At 38.5% G+C, this 19,361-nt stretch carries 15 protein-coding genes and 1 pseudogene; 10 read left to right on the forward strand and 6 right to left on the reverse strand.

The genetic code is table 11. The features are described from left to right. Positions 1-4: 4 nt before the first annotated feature. From KPF51_RS03890 to KPF51_RS10870, 3 genes are all read left to right on the forward strand, one after another. Positions 5-697: a hypothetical protein gene (locus KPF51_RS03890; RefSeq protein ID WP_061406114.1), complete on the forward strand. Its 693-nt coding sequence runs from the start codon at positions 5-7 to the stop codon at positions 695-697. 75 nt (positions 698-772) lie between these two features. Next, positions 773-1,513 carry an RIO1 family regulatory kinase/ATPase gene (locus KPF51_RS03895; RefSeq protein WP_061406113.1) on the forward strand — a complete coding sequence of 247 codons (741 nt, stop codon included), beginning with the start codon at positions 773-775 and terminating at the stop codon, positions 1,511-1,513. A gap of 1 nt (position 1,514) precedes the next feature. Beyond that, complete coding sequence (locus KPF51_RS10870; protein ID WP_005726557.1) at positions 1,515-1,649, forward strand: hypothetical protein; 135 nt, start codon at positions 1,515-1,517, stop codon at positions 1,647-1,649. 92 nt (positions 1,650-1,741) lie between these two features. On the opposite strand, the gene KPF51_RS03900 is transcribed toward KPF51_RS10870, so the two are convergent. After that, the gene (locus KPF51_RS03900) at positions 1,742-2,296 is read right to left on the reverse strand and encodes an NAD(P)H nitroreductase (protein WP_005751507.1); all 555 of its coding nucleotides are present in this window, start codon (positions 2,294-2,296) and stop codon (positions 1,742-1,744) included. A 123-nt stretch (positions 2,297-2,419) separates the two neighbouring features. Between KPF51_RS03900 and sppA the strand changes: the two genes are divergently transcribed. Both sppA and KPF51_RS03910 read left to right on the forward strand, forming a co-directional pair. Further along, positions 2,420-4,303, forward strand: coding sequence for a signal peptide peptidase SppA (sppA, locus tag KPF51_RS03905; RefSeq protein WP_005756725.1), 1,884 nt, complete (start codon positions 2,420-2,422; stop codon positions 4,301-4,303). A gap of 79 nt (positions 4,304-4,382) precedes the next feature. Beyond that, entirely contained in the window at positions 4,383-4,757 is a 375-nt protein-coding gene (locus KPF51_RS03910) for a cytochrome b562 (protein WP_130561982.1), read from the forward strand. A 62-nt stretch (positions 4,758-4,819) separates the two neighbouring features. Here the strand turns inward: KPF51_RS03910 and uspE are convergent, their stop codons facing one another. From uspE to ftnA (KPF51_RS03930), 4 genes are all read right to left on the reverse strand, one after another. Continuing rightward, complete coding sequence (gene uspE, locus KPF51_RS03915) at positions 4,820-5,758, reverse strand: universal stress protein UspE (protein WP_005726552.1); 939 nt, start codon at positions 5,756-5,758, stop codon at positions 4,820-4,822. A gap of 111 nt (positions 5,759-5,869) precedes the next feature. Continuing rightward, positions 5,870-6,628: an FNR family transcription factor gene (locus KPF51_RS03920; protein ID WP_005726550.1), complete on the reverse strand. Its 759-nt coding sequence runs from the start codon at positions 6,626-6,628 to the stop codon at positions 5,870-5,872. A 286-nt stretch (positions 6,629-6,914) separates the two neighbouring features. Continuing rightward, on the reverse strand, positions 6,915-7,412 hold the full coding sequence (gene ftnA, locus KPF51_RS03925; RefSeq protein ID WP_005716086.1) for a non-heme ferritin: 498 nt from the start codon (positions 7,410-7,412) through the stop codon (positions 6,915-6,917). Between the two features lie 15 nt (positions 7,413-7,427). Continuing rightward, a complete protein-coding gene (gene ftnA / locus KPF51_RS03930; RefSeq protein ID WP_005726547.1) occupies positions 7,428-7,913 on the reverse strand; it encodes a non-heme ferritin in 486 nt (161 codons plus the stop codon). 384 nt (positions 7,914-8,297) lie between these two features. Here ftnA (KPF51_RS03930) and KPF51_RS03935 point away from each other — a divergent pair, with 384 nt between their 5' ends. The 5 genes and pseudogenes from KPF51_RS03935 to cysB all read left to right on the forward strand — a co-directional run bounded on the left by KPF51_RS03935 (position 8,298) and on the right by cysB (position 13,507). Continuing rightward, entirely contained in the window at positions 8,298-9,350 is a 1,053-nt protein-coding gene (locus tag KPF51_RS03935; protein ID WP_005751502.1) for a 3-deoxy-7-phosphoheptulonate synthase, read from the forward strand. Positions 9,351-9,359: 9 nt separating this feature from the next. Continuing rightward, positions 9,360-10,484 carry a bifunctional chorismate mutase/prephenate dehydrogenase gene (gene tyrA, locus KPF51_RS03940; RefSeq protein WP_061406111.1) on the forward strand — a complete coding sequence of 375 codons (1,125 nt, stop codon included), beginning with the start codon at positions 9,360-9,362 and terminating at the stop codon, positions 10,482-10,484. Positions 10,485-10,785: 301 nt separating this feature from the next. Further along, the gene (locus KPF51_RS03945; RefSeq protein ID WP_005730733.1) at positions 10,786-11,409 is read left to right on the forward strand and encodes an L-threonylcarbamoyladenylate synthase; all 624 of its coding nucleotides are present in this window, start codon (positions 10,786-10,788) and stop codon (positions 11,407-11,409) included. Between the two features lie 225 nt (positions 11,410-11,634). Further along, positions 11,635-12,495: pseudogene (gene rluB / locus KPF51_RS03950) on the forward strand (23S rRNA pseudouridine(2605) synthase RluB); the annotation flags it as partial. Between the two features lie 40 nt (positions 12,496-12,535). Next, positions 12,536-13,507, forward strand: coding sequence for an HTH-type transcriptional regulator CysB (cysB, locus tag KPF51_RS03955; protein ID WP_005726527.1), 972 nt, complete (start codon positions 12,536-12,538; stop codon positions 13,505-13,507). Between the two features lie 81 nt (positions 13,508-13,588). On the opposite strand, the gene KPF51_RS03960 is transcribed toward cysB, so the two are convergent. After that, on the reverse strand, positions 13,589-19,306 hold the full coding sequence (locus KPF51_RS03960; RefSeq protein ID WP_064661069.1) for an alpha-2-macroglobulin: 5,718 nt from the start codon (positions 19,304-19,306) through the stop codon (positions 13,589-13,591). Between the last annotated feature and the right edge of the window lie 55 nt (positions 19,307-19,361).

Here is a 19,361-nt window from a genome sequence, read left to right on the forward strand (position 1 = left end):
CTTTATGCGCCAATATACATCAAAATCTATTTTATTTATGACTGCCATCTCCTTATCTGCCTGTAGTCATTTACCTCAAACCACATCTCAAGGAGCTACGGTTGTTTCTGCGCAAACCGTCACTCAAGCCTTAGGCGTTGATTTAGCAAGCTTAGAACAAAAAGCGACAGCTTTAAAACCATTTGAATATATTCATAATCAGGATCACTATATTGCTTATTTAAGCACGCAGCCAGAATTGATCAAAGTGCAAAAAAACGGTCAATTGGCAAAGTTTTTCTATCAAGCAGGTAAAGTGAGTTTTGTACAAGATAAAACGGGCGTTTATCAGTTTAACCAAAGTGGTGATGTTATCGCCGCCATTGATGCAAATGGCAAAAAACAGCATGCAAATCCAGCAGACAGCAAAGCGTTATGGCATAAAGCGAGCCAATTACAAAAATTATTCGGTTATAATAAAGCAGATGCCAGCGCTGGACGCGTGAAAACGGGCAGTGATGCCAAGGTGAATTATCTTTGCATTGCGAAAATCCAACAAGTTGCACAAACCAACCGCGTTTTTCGTAGCCCAGAAAATGCTGTCGTCACAGAAAATCAAATTAAAGCCACCGTGCGTTTAAATGGTAATCAATATTACAATATGGATTGCCAACTATCAGGTGATAAAGTCAGTAAGCTTAGCTTAATGAAAAAGTAATCATTGAGTGATGCGATGAATAAAGTGTGGTGATGTAGCCACACTTTATTTTTTTGAATAAAGGAAACGTTTTAAATGGAATTTGCGCATACTTCGTTTGAAGAATATATAGCACAATTAGTGGAAAACAATAAACATAAACGTATTTATCATTTCCAATATCAAGGCAAACAATATTGGTTAAAACAACCAGAACAGCTTCGAGGTATTTGGAAACTGTTAAAACCGAATCCTCAGATTGCCTTACAAAAAGAAATCCAAACCTTAACGTATTTTGCCTCGCGTCAGGCGCCAGTCCCTCAATTACTCGCATATGGTAAACACTTTTTTGTCGTAGATGATGTTGGGCGTACAGCCATTGCTTGGCAGGAAGATAGCAGCCTATCTCAGAAGCTTAAATTACAGATTTTATTTGATTGCCTACACGCCCTCATTCAATTACATCAAACAGGGTTAGTTCATGGCAGACCCGTGTTGCGAGATATGACTTGGCAAGAGGGAAAAGTGACTTTTATTGATTTGGAAGCTTATCCTGTTGAGCAGGATTTGTTATGGAGAAAAACCAAAGATGTGATGATGTTCTTATATGGCTTATGCCGTGCGAAAGTCATTTCAGATGAGGAGATTCAATGTCTCATTCATACTTATGCAGATATGGGCGATCCTCAAGTTTGGCATGGCGTATTAAGAACATTACGAAAATATCGCTTTATTTATTACATTTTGTTACCATTCAAACCGATCGCAAAAACGGATCTGATTGCTATTTATCGTTTATTTGAAAATATGTCATCTTCATTAAAAGAGGGAAAATAGGATGAAAAAATACGTTATCTTTATTTTGATGAGCTTGATCGTATCGGGTTGTGCGGTAGGCGGGAGTGTCAATGCGGGTGGTGGCAGTAGTGGTGTCGGTGTTGGCGTAGGGATTGGTACGGGTGTCAGATTTTAATTAAGCACTGCATTTTCGTTTATTTACACTATGTGCGTTAGGGTTTAACCGCTATGGGCATTTGCGTTGCCGTATAGCGGTTTATTGTCTTGTTACAGATAAGATACAAACTGAGAAAGATCTTGTGATTTCTTTTCCCTATCCATTTTTTCTTCCGCACTGCCTAGCATTAATAAGGCAATCACTTTATCGTGTTCTGCACAATCAAAGGCATGACGCAATTTACTGCCGTTCACCCATTTTCCCGTAATCCATACATTTGCGAAGCCTTGTGCGTTAGCCGCCAATTGAATTGCATAAGTAGCACAACCTGCACTTAACATTTGTTCCCAAGCAGGGACTTTAGGCAACGCTTTATTGATTTTCGCAATCACCGCAATCACCATAGGGGCACGGCTTGCCAAATTTTCTGCTTTTTTGAGAAATTCTTCGCCTAATTCAAATTCTTGCACCGTTTCTTTTAATAATATTTCAAGTTTATTTAACCCTTCACCTTCCATCACAATAAAGCGATAAGGGGATAAACGACCGTGATCAGGCACATTTAATGCAGCTTGAAAAATGACGTCTAACTGTGCTTTATCCGGTGCCGGCGCAGTCAGTTTCTTTTCTGAACGTCGTGTTGTCAGTAATTGTAATGCATCCATGAAATTTTCCTCAGTGAGTAAAGTGCGGTAGATTTTAGCATATTTTACGATGAGCGTTTATTGCTATCGGAGTTTGTGGTATGTTAGCAAAATTCCTTTATTCTGTTTATTTGATGAGGTTTTATGCAATTAATTGTACAGTTTTTCCGTTTATGCTGGCGTATTTTAAATTTTATTCGTGAGCTCGTCATGAATATTGTTTTTTTATTTTTTGTACTTCTTGTCGCGGCAGTCGTTGGGATCTTTTTTCATTCAAATAAAATACAACACCCTATGATGTTAGAGAATGAAAAATATGCCTTATTGTTAAATTTAGATGGCTATCTTGCGGATAATCGTGAAGAGAGTATGTCTTGGCAGAAAGCATTGAAAGAATTAGATAATCAACATGTGCCACGCCAAATTTCTACTTTTGATATTGTGTATATGATTGATCATGCGAAAAAGGATGATCGTATTAGTGGACTAGTGTTAGATCTGAATTTCTTTGAGGGCGCAGATTTACCTGCATTAGAATACGTTGGTCAGACCATCAATGCCTTTAAAGAAAGTCAAAAACCGGTCATTGCCTTTGCGGATAACCTAGGACAATCACAATATTTATTGGCGAGTTATGCAGATGAAATTTATATCAACCCAATTGGTCAGGTGGATATTACGGGATTACGTCAAGAAAATCTGTATTTTAAATCAATGCTAGAAAACTTAGATGTCACAGCGCATATTTTTAGAGTCGGCACCTATAAATCCGCTGTTGAGCCGTTTCTACGCGATAATATGTCGCCAGAAGCGAAGACTGATCTGAGCGAGTGGCTCGGGGCAATGTGGCATAATTATAAGCAAATTGTGGCAAAAAACCGTCAAATTGATCCAGATGATGTGTTACCTGCGTCTTCAAAATACATACAAGCCTTAAAAATGTTAAAAGGAGACAGTACGGCATATACACAGCAACGTCAGTTGGTGACAGGTTTAGCCAATCGTTTAGAAATAGATGAAAAATTATTGGAACGTTTTGGACAAGACAAAAACGATAATATACGCTTAATTGATTATGAGGATTATTTGTCCTTGTTACCAGATCGACTTTCTGAAGAAGGACAATATAAAATTGCCGTTGTCAATGTTGAAGGTGCCATTATTGATGGTGAAAGTGATGAGCATGAAGTGGGAGGAGATACGATTGCACGCCTTTTACGCCAAGCGCACGATGATGACAATGTAAAAGCGGTGATTCTTCGAGTCAACAGTCCGGGTGGCAGTGCTTTTGCTTCTGAAATAATTCGTCAAGAAGTAGATAATTTACAAGCGCTCGGAAAACCAGTTGTTGTTTCTATGGGGGCGATGGCGGCCTCTGGAGGCTATTGGATTTCTAGTACCGCAGATTATATTATCGCAGATAAAAATACGATTACAGGATCGATTGGTATTTTTGCGCTGTTCCCAACATTTGAAAAAACACTTAAGAAAGTGGGCATTTCGGCAGATGGCGTATCAACCTCAGCACTGAGTTCAAGCTCTCGTTTTAGTGGATTATCCAGTGAAATGTCAGATATTCTTCAACTGGAAATTGAAAGTGGATATGATAAATTCTTATCCGTTGTTAGCCGTGGTCGAGGCATGACAGTGGAAGAAGTCGATAAAGTAGCACAGGGTAAAATTTGGTTAGGCGAAGAGGCGGTTAAACACAATCTTGTGGATGAACTCGGTCACTTTAATCTTGCCGTAGAGAAAGCTTCGGAGCTCGCTAATCAATTACTCGATGAAAAAGAGAAAGTCGATTATTTTGCCCTTCAATGGATGGTTGAAGACGAACAGAATTTCTTGAGTGATTTGTTGCCAACCCTTAAACGAAAAATACAAGCATGGGTAGGGAATACATTGTTAGAAAGTATTGCACTCCCAGTAGAATATCGTGAAGTGAGAAAACAGATTGGGTTATTAAATAAAATGAATGATCCAAAAGGGAAATATTTATATTGCCTCACTTGTAGCACAATAAACTAAGATTCGTTAGAATAATCGAGCCATTATTGTGCGGTTAATGGTTCGATTTTTTTTATAATTCATTGTGGGAGAATAATAAATGCATAAATTGCTAAAATTACTTTCTATTACCTTAATTGGCTTATCTGTGGCGACAGGAGTTCAAGCAAATGTACGTGCAGAAATGAATCAAATGAAAACAGTTGCTGCCACCTTAACTAACGCAAAAGATGTCGCTGAATTTCAAGAATCTGTGAAAATATTGCGTGAAATTGCGCAACAATCTAGTGAAAAAAGACCATCAAGTATTACAAATGATGCGGATTTTAAAGGTTATCAAGAGGGGATGAAAGAGTTTATCACTGCTCTTGATGAAGCGGATAAACTGGCTCAAGAGGGAAATTTAGACGCAGCTAAAACCGTCGCGAAAAAATTATTTGATATTCGTAACGTTTATCACAAAAAATATAAATAAACCCCGTTTTATTAAAATAGCCTGTTATATAACAGGCTATTTTTTTATGCTAGAAAGTGAGATTAATTACTCTCTTCTGGATTGTCTGGCTTAATGGCGAGTAGGCTACAATTCAATTTATTAATCACATGTTCAGCGGTATTACCTAAAAAAGCGGCAGATAAGCCGGTTCGACCAATAGTACCTAAAACCACAAGTTCTGCTTCAAGTTCTTTGGCAACTTGTGGGATGACTTCTTCTGGAAAACCCTCGCGTACATGGGTGTGGTCTTCATCAATACTGAATTGCTGGCGTAAGGCTTTCATATTCAGCAAATATTGACCTCTGATATTTTTCTCATATTCACCGCTATTAAATTCTGGTAAGTCAATCGCCATATTAATTGGTGTTGGTGGATAAGCGGTGACTAAATGTACATTACCTCGTTCCAGTTTATCGGCTAAATCAATACCTAAAGAGACTAATTGTTCATTAAAGACTTTATGGTTTTTTTCTTCATCATCGGCAACATTGACAGCAATGAGAATTCGTCGTTGATGTTTCCAATTACCATCTCTCACCATTAATAATGGTTTTGGACATTTTCTGAGTAATTGCCAATCCATTGGCGTAAAAATTAAGGAGGTAATACTTTCTTCTTCTTTCGTATACTTGACGACAAGATCATATTCATGCTTTTCGACTTCGTGAGTAATGGCTTCTGCTTCATTGCTATGCCATACCACTTTAGTTTCAAATTCGATATTTGGATCAGCATACTTTTCTAAGTAAGGTTGAATCGCTAAGGTTCTTTGCTCAATAACACCTTGGTGCATTTCTGCGCGCTCTTCAGAAGAAAGTAAAGCAGACATTTCATAGGAAAGATCATAGACGGATAAGAAAACAGTAATACGGACTTTTTGATGGCTTTTTTGTTCTTTGACTAAACGCACTGCGCGTGCCAAAGCGTACTGTTTTTCATTTTCTGGATTTAAAATGACAAGTATATTATTGAACTTCATAACAACCTCCATTGTTAATTAGGTTGTCTATAGGATAGAAAAGATTTATTGAAATAACAAGGTGCGTATGTAAAAAAGTAGAGGAGTGCAACAAAACGTTGCACTCAAATGTTAAATTCCCATTTTAATATTGGTTTTTGTTGTTCCGGATAACTCAATTAGCGCGACCATATCATTAATCGTGATGTACTTTCCTTGTACAGAAAGAATCCCCATTTTTTGTAAGCGACCTAAAAGACGGCTAATGGTTTCAACGGTCAAACCTAAATAGTTGCCAATATCACCACGTGTCATGGTTAAACGGAATTCGCGAGCAGAAAAACCACGTGCAGAATAACGTCTAGAAAGGTTATAAATAAATGCCGCTAAGCGTTCTTCAGCATTCATTTTTGACAGTAATAAAATCATTTCTTGATCATTTTTAATCTCATTACTCATCAAACGCATAATTTGTTGGCGAAGCTTTGGCATTTTTCCGGATAAGTCATCTAAAATGTCAAATGGGATTTCGCACACCATAGAGGTTTCCAGTGCTTGAGCAAAACTTGGATGTTGCATATTCATGATTGCATCAAAGCCAACAAGATCGCCTGGTAACTGAAATGAAGTGATTTGTTCTTCTCCAGTTTCACTGATAGTATAGGTTTTAATCGTACCAGAGCGGATCGCATAGAGAGAATTTAATGGATCACCCGCTTTAAACAGCACTTGCGACTTTTGTATTGGTTTTTTGCGTTCAATAATATTGTCAAGCTGATCAAGTTCCTGTTCATTAAGTGTGAAAGGAATACAAAGTTGACTAATACTACAGTCTTGACAGTGAATAGCGCACCCACCCGATTGCACTTTGCGCCCAATTTTAGTGTCCATAAATAAAACCTTAATTAATACAACAAAAATAATGTAAAATTGATCTATCTCAAATAATATCATTAAATGTTACAATTAAGAAGTGTTAAATATAAGCAAGAGAGAGAAAAATGGCGGCAGAAAAGTTAACGAAAAAGCGACTTATTCAAATCCTGATTATGCTCGGGATTTTGGTCTTTTTATTTTTTTATCGTACTTATACCCATGGCTAAAAGTGCGGTGTTTTTTCGGTCTATTTTGAATAAAAAAGGCACGTTTCAAAACGTGCCTTTGCAGTATGTTGTGATTATTTACTGTTAGCTAAATTTCCTAAATCTTTATCAATCAAGAATAAGCCTTTACCATCTTCACCGAGTAAATTCAGTTTATCTAAAATCCCACTAAATAGTTTCTCTTCTTCATGTTGCTCTGCGACATACCATTGTAAGAAGTTAAAAGCAGAATAATCTTTTTCTTCAAAGGTTTTCCCCACTAATTCATTGATTTTTGCTGTAATCAATTTTTCATGTTGATAAGTGATCTCTAACACCTCTTTTAATGATCCATACTGATGTGCAGGCGCGGCGATTTCACCAATAATAGCGAGTGCGCCAGTTTCATTTAAATAGGTAAATAATTTACGCATATGTTGCATTTCTTCAGCCGCATGTGCAGCGAGGAATTTGGCGGTACCGTCAAAGCCGTTTTGTTCGCACCACGCGCTCATTTGTAAATATAAATTAGAAGAATAGAACTCCAAATTCATTTGTTCGTTGAGTAAATTGATAACATTTTGTGATAACATCGTTCTTCTCCTAAATTATAGTGTGGCGAGATCGCGATCGATAAAATAAAGCGAACGACCGTCTTCACCTAATAAGTTGAATTTGTCAATAATGCTATTAAACAGCATTTCTTCTTCATGTTGTTCCGCTACATACCACTGTAAAAAATTGAATGTTGAATAATCTTTATGCGCGAAAGTCACTTCAACCAATTCATTGATCTTAGATGTGACGAATTTTTCATGTTCAAGTGTGATTTCAAAAATTTCTTTTAATGTTTTGTAATCATTTTTCGGGGCTTCAATTTTGCCAAGTAAAGGCATGCCACTGGTTTCACTGACGTAATTGAATAATTTTTGCATATGTTCCATTTCTTCATCGGCATGGCGTAAAAGAAAGGCAGCTGCACCTTCGTAACCGTGATGTGCACACCATGCGCTCATTTGTAAATAGACATTTGATGAATAAAATTCCAGATTAATTTGTTCATTTAGCTTCTCAGCAATTGCTTGACTTAGCATAACTGACCCCTTTCCGTTGATATGTTAAAAAATAATGAATAATAGATTGTTATTTAATCTATTTGATGTGGGCATTGTATAGACGTTATTGAGAATAAGCAAGCGATTTTTAGTTGTTATTTGTTGTAACTAATTAATTTTAAAGAAAAATCCAACAAAAACTATTCTCATTTAGAGATTGTAACTGAAAGGGATTATCAATTGTTTTTTAGCAACCTATTAACAATTAAAAGGAACCTATAAAATAACATTATTTTATCAAGTCGCTCTTTTAGTGATTGAATCTCTTGAAAATTTAATGTAAATTATTTATTACATTTAGTGTATATAAATGTTTACATGATTTAATGTGTTCAAAAATAATGATGTACTAAGGAATAAAAAGTGAATAAAGATAACATACATAATGTCAATATTGTTGGTGAAAAGGTACTGATTACCCCAAAAGAATTGAAGGAAAAACTCCCTCTATCCCTTCCTCTTCGTAGCCAAATAGCGCAATCACGCCGTGATATTGCGAATATCATCCATAAAAAAGATCAGCGTTTATTGGTTGTGATTGGACCATGTTCTATTCATGATCCGATCGCGGCTTTAGAATACGCTTCACGTTTAAAACACTTAGCAGAAGAATTACAAGATCAATTGTATATTGTGATGCGAGTGTATTTTGAAAAACCAAGAACAACTGTCGGCTGGAAAGGATTGATTAATGATCCGAAATTGGATGGTTCATTTGATGTGGAACATGGCTTACATATTGCACGGGCATTACTGCTAGAGCTGGCTGAAATGGGACTCCCTTTGGCAACCGAAGCACTTGATCCCATTATGCCGCAATATATTGCTGATCTATTTAGTTGGTCTGCGATTGGTGCGAGAACGACAGAATCACAAACGCACAGAGAAATGTCATCAGGTTTATCCATGGCAGTGGGATTTAAAAATGGTACGGATGGCAGTTTAGCCACCGCAATTAATGCGATGAAAGCAGCGTCAGTTGGACACAGTTTTATTGGGATTAATCAACAAGGTCAAGTCAATCTATTACATACAGCGGGCAACCCCAATGGGCATGTGATTTTGCGTGGCGGAAAATCACCAAATTATGAAGCTGAACATATCGCACTTTGTGAACAAGAATTGCAAAAAGCAGGTTTGACGCAAGCAATTATGATCGATTGTAGCCATGGTAACTCGAATAAAGATTACCGTTTGCAGCCGAAAGTGGCAAAAAATGCCGTACAGCAAATTGTGAAGGGAAATCGCTCTATTATCGGGTTGATGTTAGAAAGTCATTTATACGCAGGTAATCAAAGTGCTGATCAGCCATTGAGTGAAATGCAATATGGGGTTTCGATTACGGATGCCTGTATTGATTGGCAGACGACAGAGCAATTATTGCGTGAAATGACGAGCGCATTGCGCCAAAAATAAGGATGCAACGTGGATACGTTAAATAAGTTAAGAACACAGATTGATCAAGTTGATCGTCAGTTATTACAGCTTTTAGCACAGCGACTTGAGTTAGTGAAACAAGTCGGTGAAGTCAAGCATCAACAAGGTCTGCCGATTTATGTGCCAGAACGTGAAGCGGAGATGCTCAACGCCCGCCGTGCGGAAGCTGAAACGTTAGGGGTATCTGCTGATTTAATTGAAGATGTATTACGTCGTATCATGCGAGAATCTTATGCGCGGGAAAACCAATTTGGTTTTAAAACCGTGAATCCGGCGATCAAAAAAATCGTGATCGTAGGTGGGGGAGGGAAACTCGGTAGCTTGTTTGCACGTTATTTCACGTTGTCTGGTTACTCTGTTGAGATTTTAGAGCAACAGGATTGGCAAAGTGCGGACAAGATTTTGCACGAAACAGATGTGATTGTTGTTTCGGTACCGATCGCCAAAACCGTCGAAACAATTAAACGTTTGAAGCCTTATTTGACAGATAATATGCTGTTGGTGGATTTAACTTCAGTTAAGCGTGCACCATTACAAGCGATGTTAGATGTGCACGCTGGTGCGGTATTAGGTTTACATCCAATGTTTGGTCCGGATATTGCCAGCATGGCAAAACAAGTGATTGTACGCTGTGATGGTCGTTTTAAATCATGTTATCAATGGCTGATCACCCAAATACAAATTTGGGGGGCAAAATTCTACCAAGTTGAGGCGACTGAACACGATCATAGTATGACGTATGTACAAGCGTTGCGACACTTTTCCACTTTTGCTAATGGCTTACATTTATCAAAACAACCGGTTCAATTAGCGAATTTATTGGCACTTTCTTCGCCAATTTATCGCTTAGAATTGGCGATGATTGGGCGTTTATTTGCGCAAGATGCAGAACTTTATGCCGATATTATTTTAGATAAGCCTGAAAATCTCGCGGTCATTGAGAGTTTAAAGCAAAGTTATGAAGAAAGTTTGGCATTTTTTACCCATGGTGACAAGCAGGCATTCATTGACAGCTTTGAACAAGTTAAACAATGGTTTGGTGAATACTCGGAGCAGTTTCTGAAAGAAAGTCGCCAGTTGCTCCAACAAGCAAATGATTATCGACAAATTTAATGTCATAAGCACAAGAAGACGGGGAAGCCCGTCTTTTTTATTATTAAACATGCTTATTTTTTATTTAACGTTAAAATAGCTTTTTCCTTTAAGGAAGAGTTTTAAGTTAATTAACTTATTGATTTTACATAGCTATTTCTTCTTTTTGTTGTTATATAGTAAACAAAGTTGTGAGTAGGTGATACCCTCATTTGATATCAAGTCCGTGTTGGATTTTTTCGTTTTTTCCGTTCAAATCGTTATAGGATTGACCTAACAGTGTGTATAATACCGCCCATATATTCATAAGGATATTGAGATTATGAGTCAATTTTTTTATATTCATCCAGAAAATCCACAAGTACGTTTAATTAATCAAGCAGTGGAGATTTTACGTGCTGGTGGTGTGATTGTTTATCCGACTGATTCTGGTTATGCACTGGGATGTATGATCGGTGATAAACATGCGATGGATCGCATTGTACAGATCCGCCAATTACCTGAAGGGCATAATTTTACACTTGTCTGCAGTGACTTATCAGAATTATCTACCTATTCATTGGTGAATAATATGGCGTACCGCTTGATTAAAAATAATACGCCAGGTCGTTATACTTTTATTTTAACGGCAACAAAAGAATTACCACGACGTTTAATGACGTCAAAACGTAAAACTATTGGGATTCGTGTACCTGACAATCAAATTGCATTAGCGTTATTAAGCACCTTAGGGGAGCCGATTTTATCTTGTTCCTTGATGTTACCGGGTGAGGAAAATGTTACCCAGTCAGATCCTGAAGAGATTCGAGATCGTTTAGAAAAACAGGTGGATTTGATTATTCATGGTGGTTATCTCGGCGCAGAACCAACAACTGTGGTTGATTTAACAAACGATACCCCGATAATTATCCGCGAAGGGAGTGGGTCTACCGCGCCTTTTGTCTAATATCATGTCGTAAAAAGACGCTTGTGAAAGCGACAAATTAGAGGAAATATGAAGTTTACCAAACCAAATTCTCGTCAAAATAAACCGCACGTTGAGCAAAAAACATCGCGACGTTCTACAAACGCGAATGCTGTGGCGAGTAAAAATGTGAAAAAGGTGACAGAAGCACAACCGAAATCGGTAAAAGCCAGTGCCCATAGTGTAAAACCCACAGTTAAGAACGCCTTAGTTGAAGGGGAAAAACTACAGAAAGTGTTAGCGCGAGCCGGTCAAGGTTCACGTCGTGAAATAGAAGCGATGATTGCCGAAAATCGTGTCAGCGTTGATGGAAAGATCGCCAGTCTAGGTGATCGTATTGATGTACACGCTGGCGTGAAAATCCGCATTGATGGACATCTTATTAATTTACTTCATGCACAAAAAGAAGTGTGTCGTGTACTGATGTATTACAAACCTGAAGGGGAGTTATGTACGCGCCATGATCCTGAAGGAAGACCGACCGTATTTGACCGTTTACCACGTTTAACCGGTTCTCGTTGGATTGCTGTCGGACGCTTGGATATTAATACTTCTGGATTGTTGCTTTTCACGACCGATGGCGAATTAGCGAACCGTTTAATGCATCCAAGTCGAGAAGTAGAGCGTGAATATTCTGTACGTGTTTTCGGGCAAGTTGATGAAGCGATGCTACATCGCTTAAAAAAAGGTGTTCAATTAGAAGACGGTCCTGCCAATTTTAAAGAGATTAAATTTGCTGGTGGTGTGGGTATGAACCAATGGTTCGACGTGACTTTAATGGAGGGACGTAATCGCGAAGTTCGTCGTCTATGGGAGTCCCAAGGTGTACAAGTGAGCAGATTAATTCGTACTCGATATGGCAATATTTCTTTAATGAAATCGTTACCTCGAGGCGGTTGGGAAGAAATGGATTTAACCAATGTGAATTATCTAAGGGAATTAGTTGGGTTACCAGCAGAGGTGGAAACGAAACTTGACGTGACAAAACCTCGCCGTAGAGCGAAAACAGGTCAAATTCGTAAGGCTGTGAAGCGTTATGCTGAATTAAATAAACGTTATAAAAAATAAGTTTTTTCTTATACAGCCAGTGCTGTGAGAGGATAACTGAATGAAAATACAACAATTACGTTATATTGTAGAAATTGTTAATCAAAATTTAAATGTAACAGAGGCAGCAAACGCGCTTTTTACTTCTCAACCGGGGATCAGCAAACAAGTCCGTTTATTAGAAGATGAACTCGGTTTAGAAATTTTTGAACGCAATGGGAAGCATATTAAATCCTTAACGCCGGCAGGACAAAAAATCGTAGCGATTGCACGGGAGCTCTTAGTCAAAACACAAAGTATTAGAGCGGTAGCAAATGAATACACTCAACCCAACCATGGCGTTTTGCGTATTGCTACTACCAATACACAAGCACGATATGTGTTACCGCCAGTGATTGAACGTTTTTCAAAGAAGTATCCTGATGTCAGTTTGCATATTCATCAAGGTTCACCAACGCAGATTTATGATGCGTTGTTATCTGGTGAAGTGGATATTGCGATTACCACTGAAGCGCAGTATTTATTTGATGATGTGGTGCTTTTACCTTGTTATATGTGGAATCGTTCGGTACTGATTAAGCATGATCATCCCCTTGCACAATGTAAAAACCTGACCATTGAAGAATTAGGAAAATATCCTCTTGTGACCTATACCTTTGGTTTTACGGGAGTGTCCGATTTGGATTATGCTTTTAATCGTGCTGGGATTCTACCTAATATCGTTTTTACGGCTACCGATGCGGATGTGATCAAAACCTATGTCCGTTTAGGTTTAGGGGTGGGCATTATGGCGTCTATGGCGCATACAAAAGATGATGGTGATTTACTTGCTTTAAATGCGGATCATCTCTTTAATCCAAGTACGGTACAAATTGCATTTAAACACAGCACTTTCTTACGTGCGTACATGTATGATTTTATTCAGTATTTCTCACCGCACTTAACACGTGAATTAGTTGAAAAAGCAGAGCGATTACGTGATAACAATGCAGTGAAAAAACTGTTTGAAGGCATTGAATTAGCGATACGTTAATGCTGAATGCGTTTTATTTTCAGTGCTGAAAACAGATAAAAAAATGCCCACCAAATTGGTGGGCATATTTGTTAGTCGGGATTATTTGCTGACTTTAATTTGTCCTTCACTCGCGGAATACGCTTTAATAGCACGGTCATACATACTTTCTGCATAAATTGGCGGAATCTGGAAAGTGCCAATATTGACCGCTTTTAATTGATATTTTAAGACTTTCATTTCTTTTTCCGCGTCTAAATAACTGAGTAAGCGATCTTCTCGTAACTCAGTATGTTGTGCTAACCAGCTATCTTCAAAATCATCTTCTGCACCTTGTTGCCAAAGTACTTCAAAGCCTGCCGGATAGAGATCGGTGATGATGACATCACTCACGTAGTCTGTACTTGCTCGGATTTTCACGGTGACATAAATCACATCGCCAATTTTAACCTGACGAATAGGTTTCCCTTCTTTATCCGTATAGCTGCGATCCACTTCTAATCCTTGAGATAAAGCTTGTTGTGCGGCGTTTTGTGGATAGCCAACTTGGCTTAAGGCAAACCATGCGGGTTGTTGGCTATTATTGACAAAACTGATATCCATCTGTGTATCGGCTAAATCTGCAAAACGGAACAGCGGTGTACTTTGACTAATCTCTTTACCTTGATGTTGAATTTGTAAGTTTGCTAATTCACTTTGGTGTTGCTGTGCATAAGCATCCAATGCGAGCAATACCATCGAAGAAGAGAGTGTGTTATAGCGCTGCTGATTCAGATCTTGCACGATACGTTCCAATACACTGTCTGAAACTTTCGAGAGCTGAGCAGGGAAGTGACGTGCAATCACATACAACATTGTGCTGTCTTTAATCAATGGGTCACTGTATGCATCATATGTCCATTGTGCTGGGCGTGCTGCAACTAATTGATTGATAACAGGTTCAATCAACTTATTGGCCTCATTGTCTTGTTTTAGCATGTGATAAGCCGCTGCCAACCATGCAGAAACAGTGTCTTTTTGCCACTCTTCTGCACTAAATTGTTGCTCTAGCTGAGTACGAATCGACAATAAGGCATTGGATGGTACTTTGGCTAAGCGTGTTAATAAATAAGCAGAGTAAGCGCGTTGACGTAGTGTCGCTAAGCTATCTCCTTCTTGTGGCACACTTTGTTCTTCTAATGCACTTATTGTGTTGTTAAATAAACCATGTTGTCCAAACCAAGCTTTTGGTAAGACGAGATGACGTTCTCTTGCTTCAATTAAGAAATGCGCAACATAAGCTGTGACGAAAAGATTACCTTCTTCAACGTTATTCCAAATACCGTAGTGACCATATTCTGTTTGGCGACTTGGTAACAGCTTGAAGGCTTTTTCTAACGTATCATGCGTACCGGTTGAACCTACATTTTGAGACGCTTTCCGTGAAAGTGCGGTCAATAATGGTTGATATGCTGGATTTTTGCTAAAGAGGACCATTGGCATCGCGGCACTGATCATTTGTTCTGTGCAGTAATTATCATAATGCGTTAGATAAGTTGATACCCCCTGTGCTAAAGCAAGTGGCGCAGCTGAGAATAAGGCAGACTGCTGACGATGTTGTGGGAAGAGGGTCATAGGTAATGGACTCGTTACAGTTTTTCCTGCCGCGACTTTTTGAATTTGCGTAGCAAATTGTTTTGGCATAATTGGACGAACAGAAAGAGTAACATGACGGACAGCATCGACTTTTTGTTGCTGAGCGTCTTCATAACTCGCTATAAAGCGAATAGTGCTAGAACCCAGTTCTTGCGTAGCTTTAATCACAAAGTCAGCACGGCTTTCTGACATTGGCGCAATATCAATGACTTTTTCAGCTTCGCCAATAAAGCTTAGCTGTGGTTCAATAGTAGCTTTGAGATTCACTCGTTGCGCTTTATTTGTGTTATTCGCGATGACAACATTTATTTCTGATTCATCGCCCGGCGTTAACGTGAGTGGCACAGTTGGTGAAAGAATCAAATCATTACGAACAAGTGTCTCTGTTGCAACGTGTCCCAAGTGTTTACCGTCATGAGAAAGCGCAATCGCCATGACTTTTAAGTTACCGTTAAATTCCTCTGGAATTTGATAACTGACGGTTTTCTCACCATGGATATCGACAATGCCAGACCAATAAGCGACAGGTTTATCTGTTTTTCGCTTAAATGGGTTCATATTTGCCATTGCCATTTTCATTGCCAGCTCCATGTTCATATCCGCATCCCCACCTGTTTGTGCAAACTGCATTACTTTGCTGAATTCAGGCAAAATAAGATCAAGGATTTGGGCAGTTTGTACTTGTAGTGCATATTTCGGGAAGAAATAGCTTAATGGGTCCGTAAATTGATAGCCTGCTACTTGTAAGATTCCCTCATTTACTGCATAGATAAGGGCTTTACTCGGCTTATCACTGCTTAATTTAAATTCTACCGTTTCGCCGGATTTCACTTTTTTCGGGCTATCTAGCTGCAATTTTAAGCGTCGATTATCTACATTGACTGTAAAAGGCACAACGCCATAACTTAATGGGCTAGTAAAAATATCATCGGAATGAATATCACGTGAGAATTGGACATTAACATACCCAGTACCCTCAAAATTTTCTGGTAATTGGATACGTTGTACAGAACTGTTTGTGGTGGCTTTAAACCATTTATGTGCATAGACACGATCACTTTCAATGGTAATTAAGCCTGTTCCTGCATAAGGGGCATGAATCGCAATTTCGATTTCTTCATGCGGTTTAAATTGTTTTTTATTTAAACGCAATTTGAGCTCGGTATTTTTATCCATTGCCACACTGACATTTTGATTCCCGATCACCGCATAGTGAATACGATTTACCTCTTGATCATGTTCGTTACTTAAAACCAGAACATAATCACCACTCTTACCAGTATTTAAAGTAAAATCAGTACCCGTTGCGTTAATCTGTAGGGTTGTTTGCTCAATTTCATTTTCAATTAACTTAGACTCATATTTGTAAGCGCCTGATGCTTGTTGTGTCAGGACTGAAACATACTTACGTTCTAATAAGGTGGCTTTGAGATGCTCAACTGCCACTTTTTCTAATTTTGGATTAACTGCAATGAAATTGACCACAGCCGGTGTATTACGCTTCAAATAGGCTAAATCGTTTTTCGTTTGATAACCGATTAACCAAGGTTGTGCTGACACCATGACTGATTTCACCGTCGATACAGCACGTCCACTGTCATTTTCAAAACCATCAGCCGTAAAATACAGCATCTGTGCGGTATTTTTCGCATATTGCGTTAAATCAATAGGGAAGTGGGCTTTACCTTCTTTATCTGTTACTTGCTCATTCAATTCAGTTTCATACAGAATCGCGGATTTATTGCGTTGATTATCAAAGAAACGATAATCTGCATATTGACTAAATTTAGGGAGCAGGGGTTGTAGCGTTAAATTTGCCTGCACTTTACGGTTTTGTGCCGGTGTGCCGAACAGATTAGCAAGTTGTACTGTAGCGACTAAATCTTGCGGTGCTACCCATCCCTCGGCATGAGCTTGATTAAAGGTTGTTTTGATTTTTAAGTTATCGGGTTGAAATTCTTGTACTTGGAATGTCATTGAACCGATTTCGGTTTGGTTATTTTTTTCCGTGACCAGTAATTCTGCAAACCATTCACCCGTTTCTGCCGTTTCAGGCAAAGTAAAACTGACGGAATTCAGACCGCTCTTTTCTAAACGAATGGTTTGCTTGTGCATCAACATGCCACTCGGCGAATAGAGATTAAATTGAAGTGGAATGTTATTTAACGCAAGCTGCCAATCTTGTGCTTTAGTAATGATCCCCGTATGTAAGGTTTCATTTGGACGATAGATACCGCGGTCATTAAATAAATAAGCTTTTAAGCTCGCAGCATTTTCACTAGCATAAATCCCCCCTACATCGAAGCGCGAATAATCTAAATTACGATCATATTTATCAATAGGTAAGAAAGAGAGACTTTCTTGGGTTGAAACCAAATACATCACGGGCGCTAATTCTTGTTTAAAATGCGCTAATGAGGAAAAGTTTACTACGCCTTGTTCATTAGTATAATCGCTCTTAATAATAGAACCATTACGGCTAATCACCGAAACAGTAGCCCCTTCAACCGGCTCTCCACGACTGATCGATTGGACAAATACACTTTGTGTTCCATCAACGGCTTTTTTGGCAATGACGCCTAAATCACTGATCACAATTAAACGGTAATCACTGAACTGATTGCTCGCATCATTACGCCAATCCATATGTTGTGATGTATCACGTAAAGTTGAGTTCGGGTTGTCGCTATCACCTGTGACTTTTAACCAATAGATTCCCATGGCAGGTTCAGCTTGTTTTACGATTTTCTCTAGATCAATACCAAGATAAGTCGTTTCTTGTGGTTTTTTATTATTCAGTGTGTAGTTTTTAGTAAAGAAGTCAGCAATATTGTCGATTTTTAGTTGACCGAGATCGGGATTTTGGAAGTTACCTTGATTTAACGCGATTAAGTGACGTAATTGTTCTTCTTGAATACGTCCAATTTCAAGTTTAACTTTTGTAAAGTTGCGTGTCGCAATAGTCACTTTTCTTTCACCAATAGAAGAAAGAATTGAACCTTTTCCAACAAATCCAACATATTTTGGATAATCTGGTGCACAGGCAAGATCGCCTAATGCCCCTTTCATTTCATAGCCACCCAAGGCAGTGATTTTATTTTGGACTTCAATATATAAGCAGCGTTTTTCAGGAATATCCAGTTTAAAGCTTTGTTGATTAGCATAAGTCGTTTCTGTTGCTAGGCGTTGGAGGGGAACTGCAACGGCATGTTGTAGAACATCGCGACTGATAAGGTTATAACGCCAATGAGGATGATTTTCAGGCGTAAACTCTGGTAATAAATAAGCGGAAATATGTTTTTCTAATTCATTACCTTTAATGCTATGGGTAAAATTTAAGTGTAAAACTTGTTCGGCTTCGTTTTTCTCATTTTGTGCAATCAAAATCCCAGTTGAGAAATCCAAGCTGTATTTCGTCGGCACTTTGACAGACGAAATGATGTCTGTTTCGAGCGAATTATTGCCTAAAAGTGCGGTGAGATTTTTATCTATTTTGACTTCAATATACTGGTTGTCGCTTTGTGCGAGTGCTACGTTGTCTGAGTTGACCCAGGCAACTAAATCTTTTTCACCATAACGAACATTAAATTTTAACGGGGAAAGGATATTTTGTGTATTGTCGTTGTTTTTACGCACTAAATTGACTTGTAATGCTTTTTCAAATTTTTGACGATCCACAGGATGGGTAAACGACAGTTTGAAAATAGCGTGGCGGACCTGTGCTTGCGTAGGATCTTGATGAAAATATTGTTCAACTAAAGTCGCTTTAAATTCTGGCGTTTTAAAGACGACGGGTTCGTTTAATTTTTGCGTATAGTGTAATTGAGGATTGAGTATTTTTTTATCAATTTTAACACGATAATCTTGCCCTGTTGGCCAATCAGTTTCCGGTTTAAATGAAAGTAGGGTGTCACTGTTCCAAACCCATTTTCCTTTTAATGCGGGTTCAATAGAAATGCCTTGTGTAAGCTCTTTATTGACCGAGGTAATCGGTGCGGCAGGACCAGAGAAAGAGATAACAAGCGGATAGACTTCTTTCGGTGTTTCATCATAATTGGTGATTTCTATTGGATTGACATTGAATTGAATGGCATTAGCCTCATCTTGCTTTTTATCCCAGCAGCCAGAAAGCGTTAGAGCAACGGCTAATGTACTAAAGAGGGAGAGAAAATATTGTTTATTCATAAAAGAGTTCCTTACTAAGCGATAGGCTATGTGATTTTAGCTGAAATAGGCGGAT

Origin of the sequence: Pasteurella sp. XG20, from assembly GCF_018968665.1 — a bacterium.
Taxonomy (GTDB): domain Bacteria; phylum Pseudomonadota; class Gammaproteobacteria; order Enterobacterales; family Pasteurellaceae; genus Pasteurella; species Pasteurella multocida.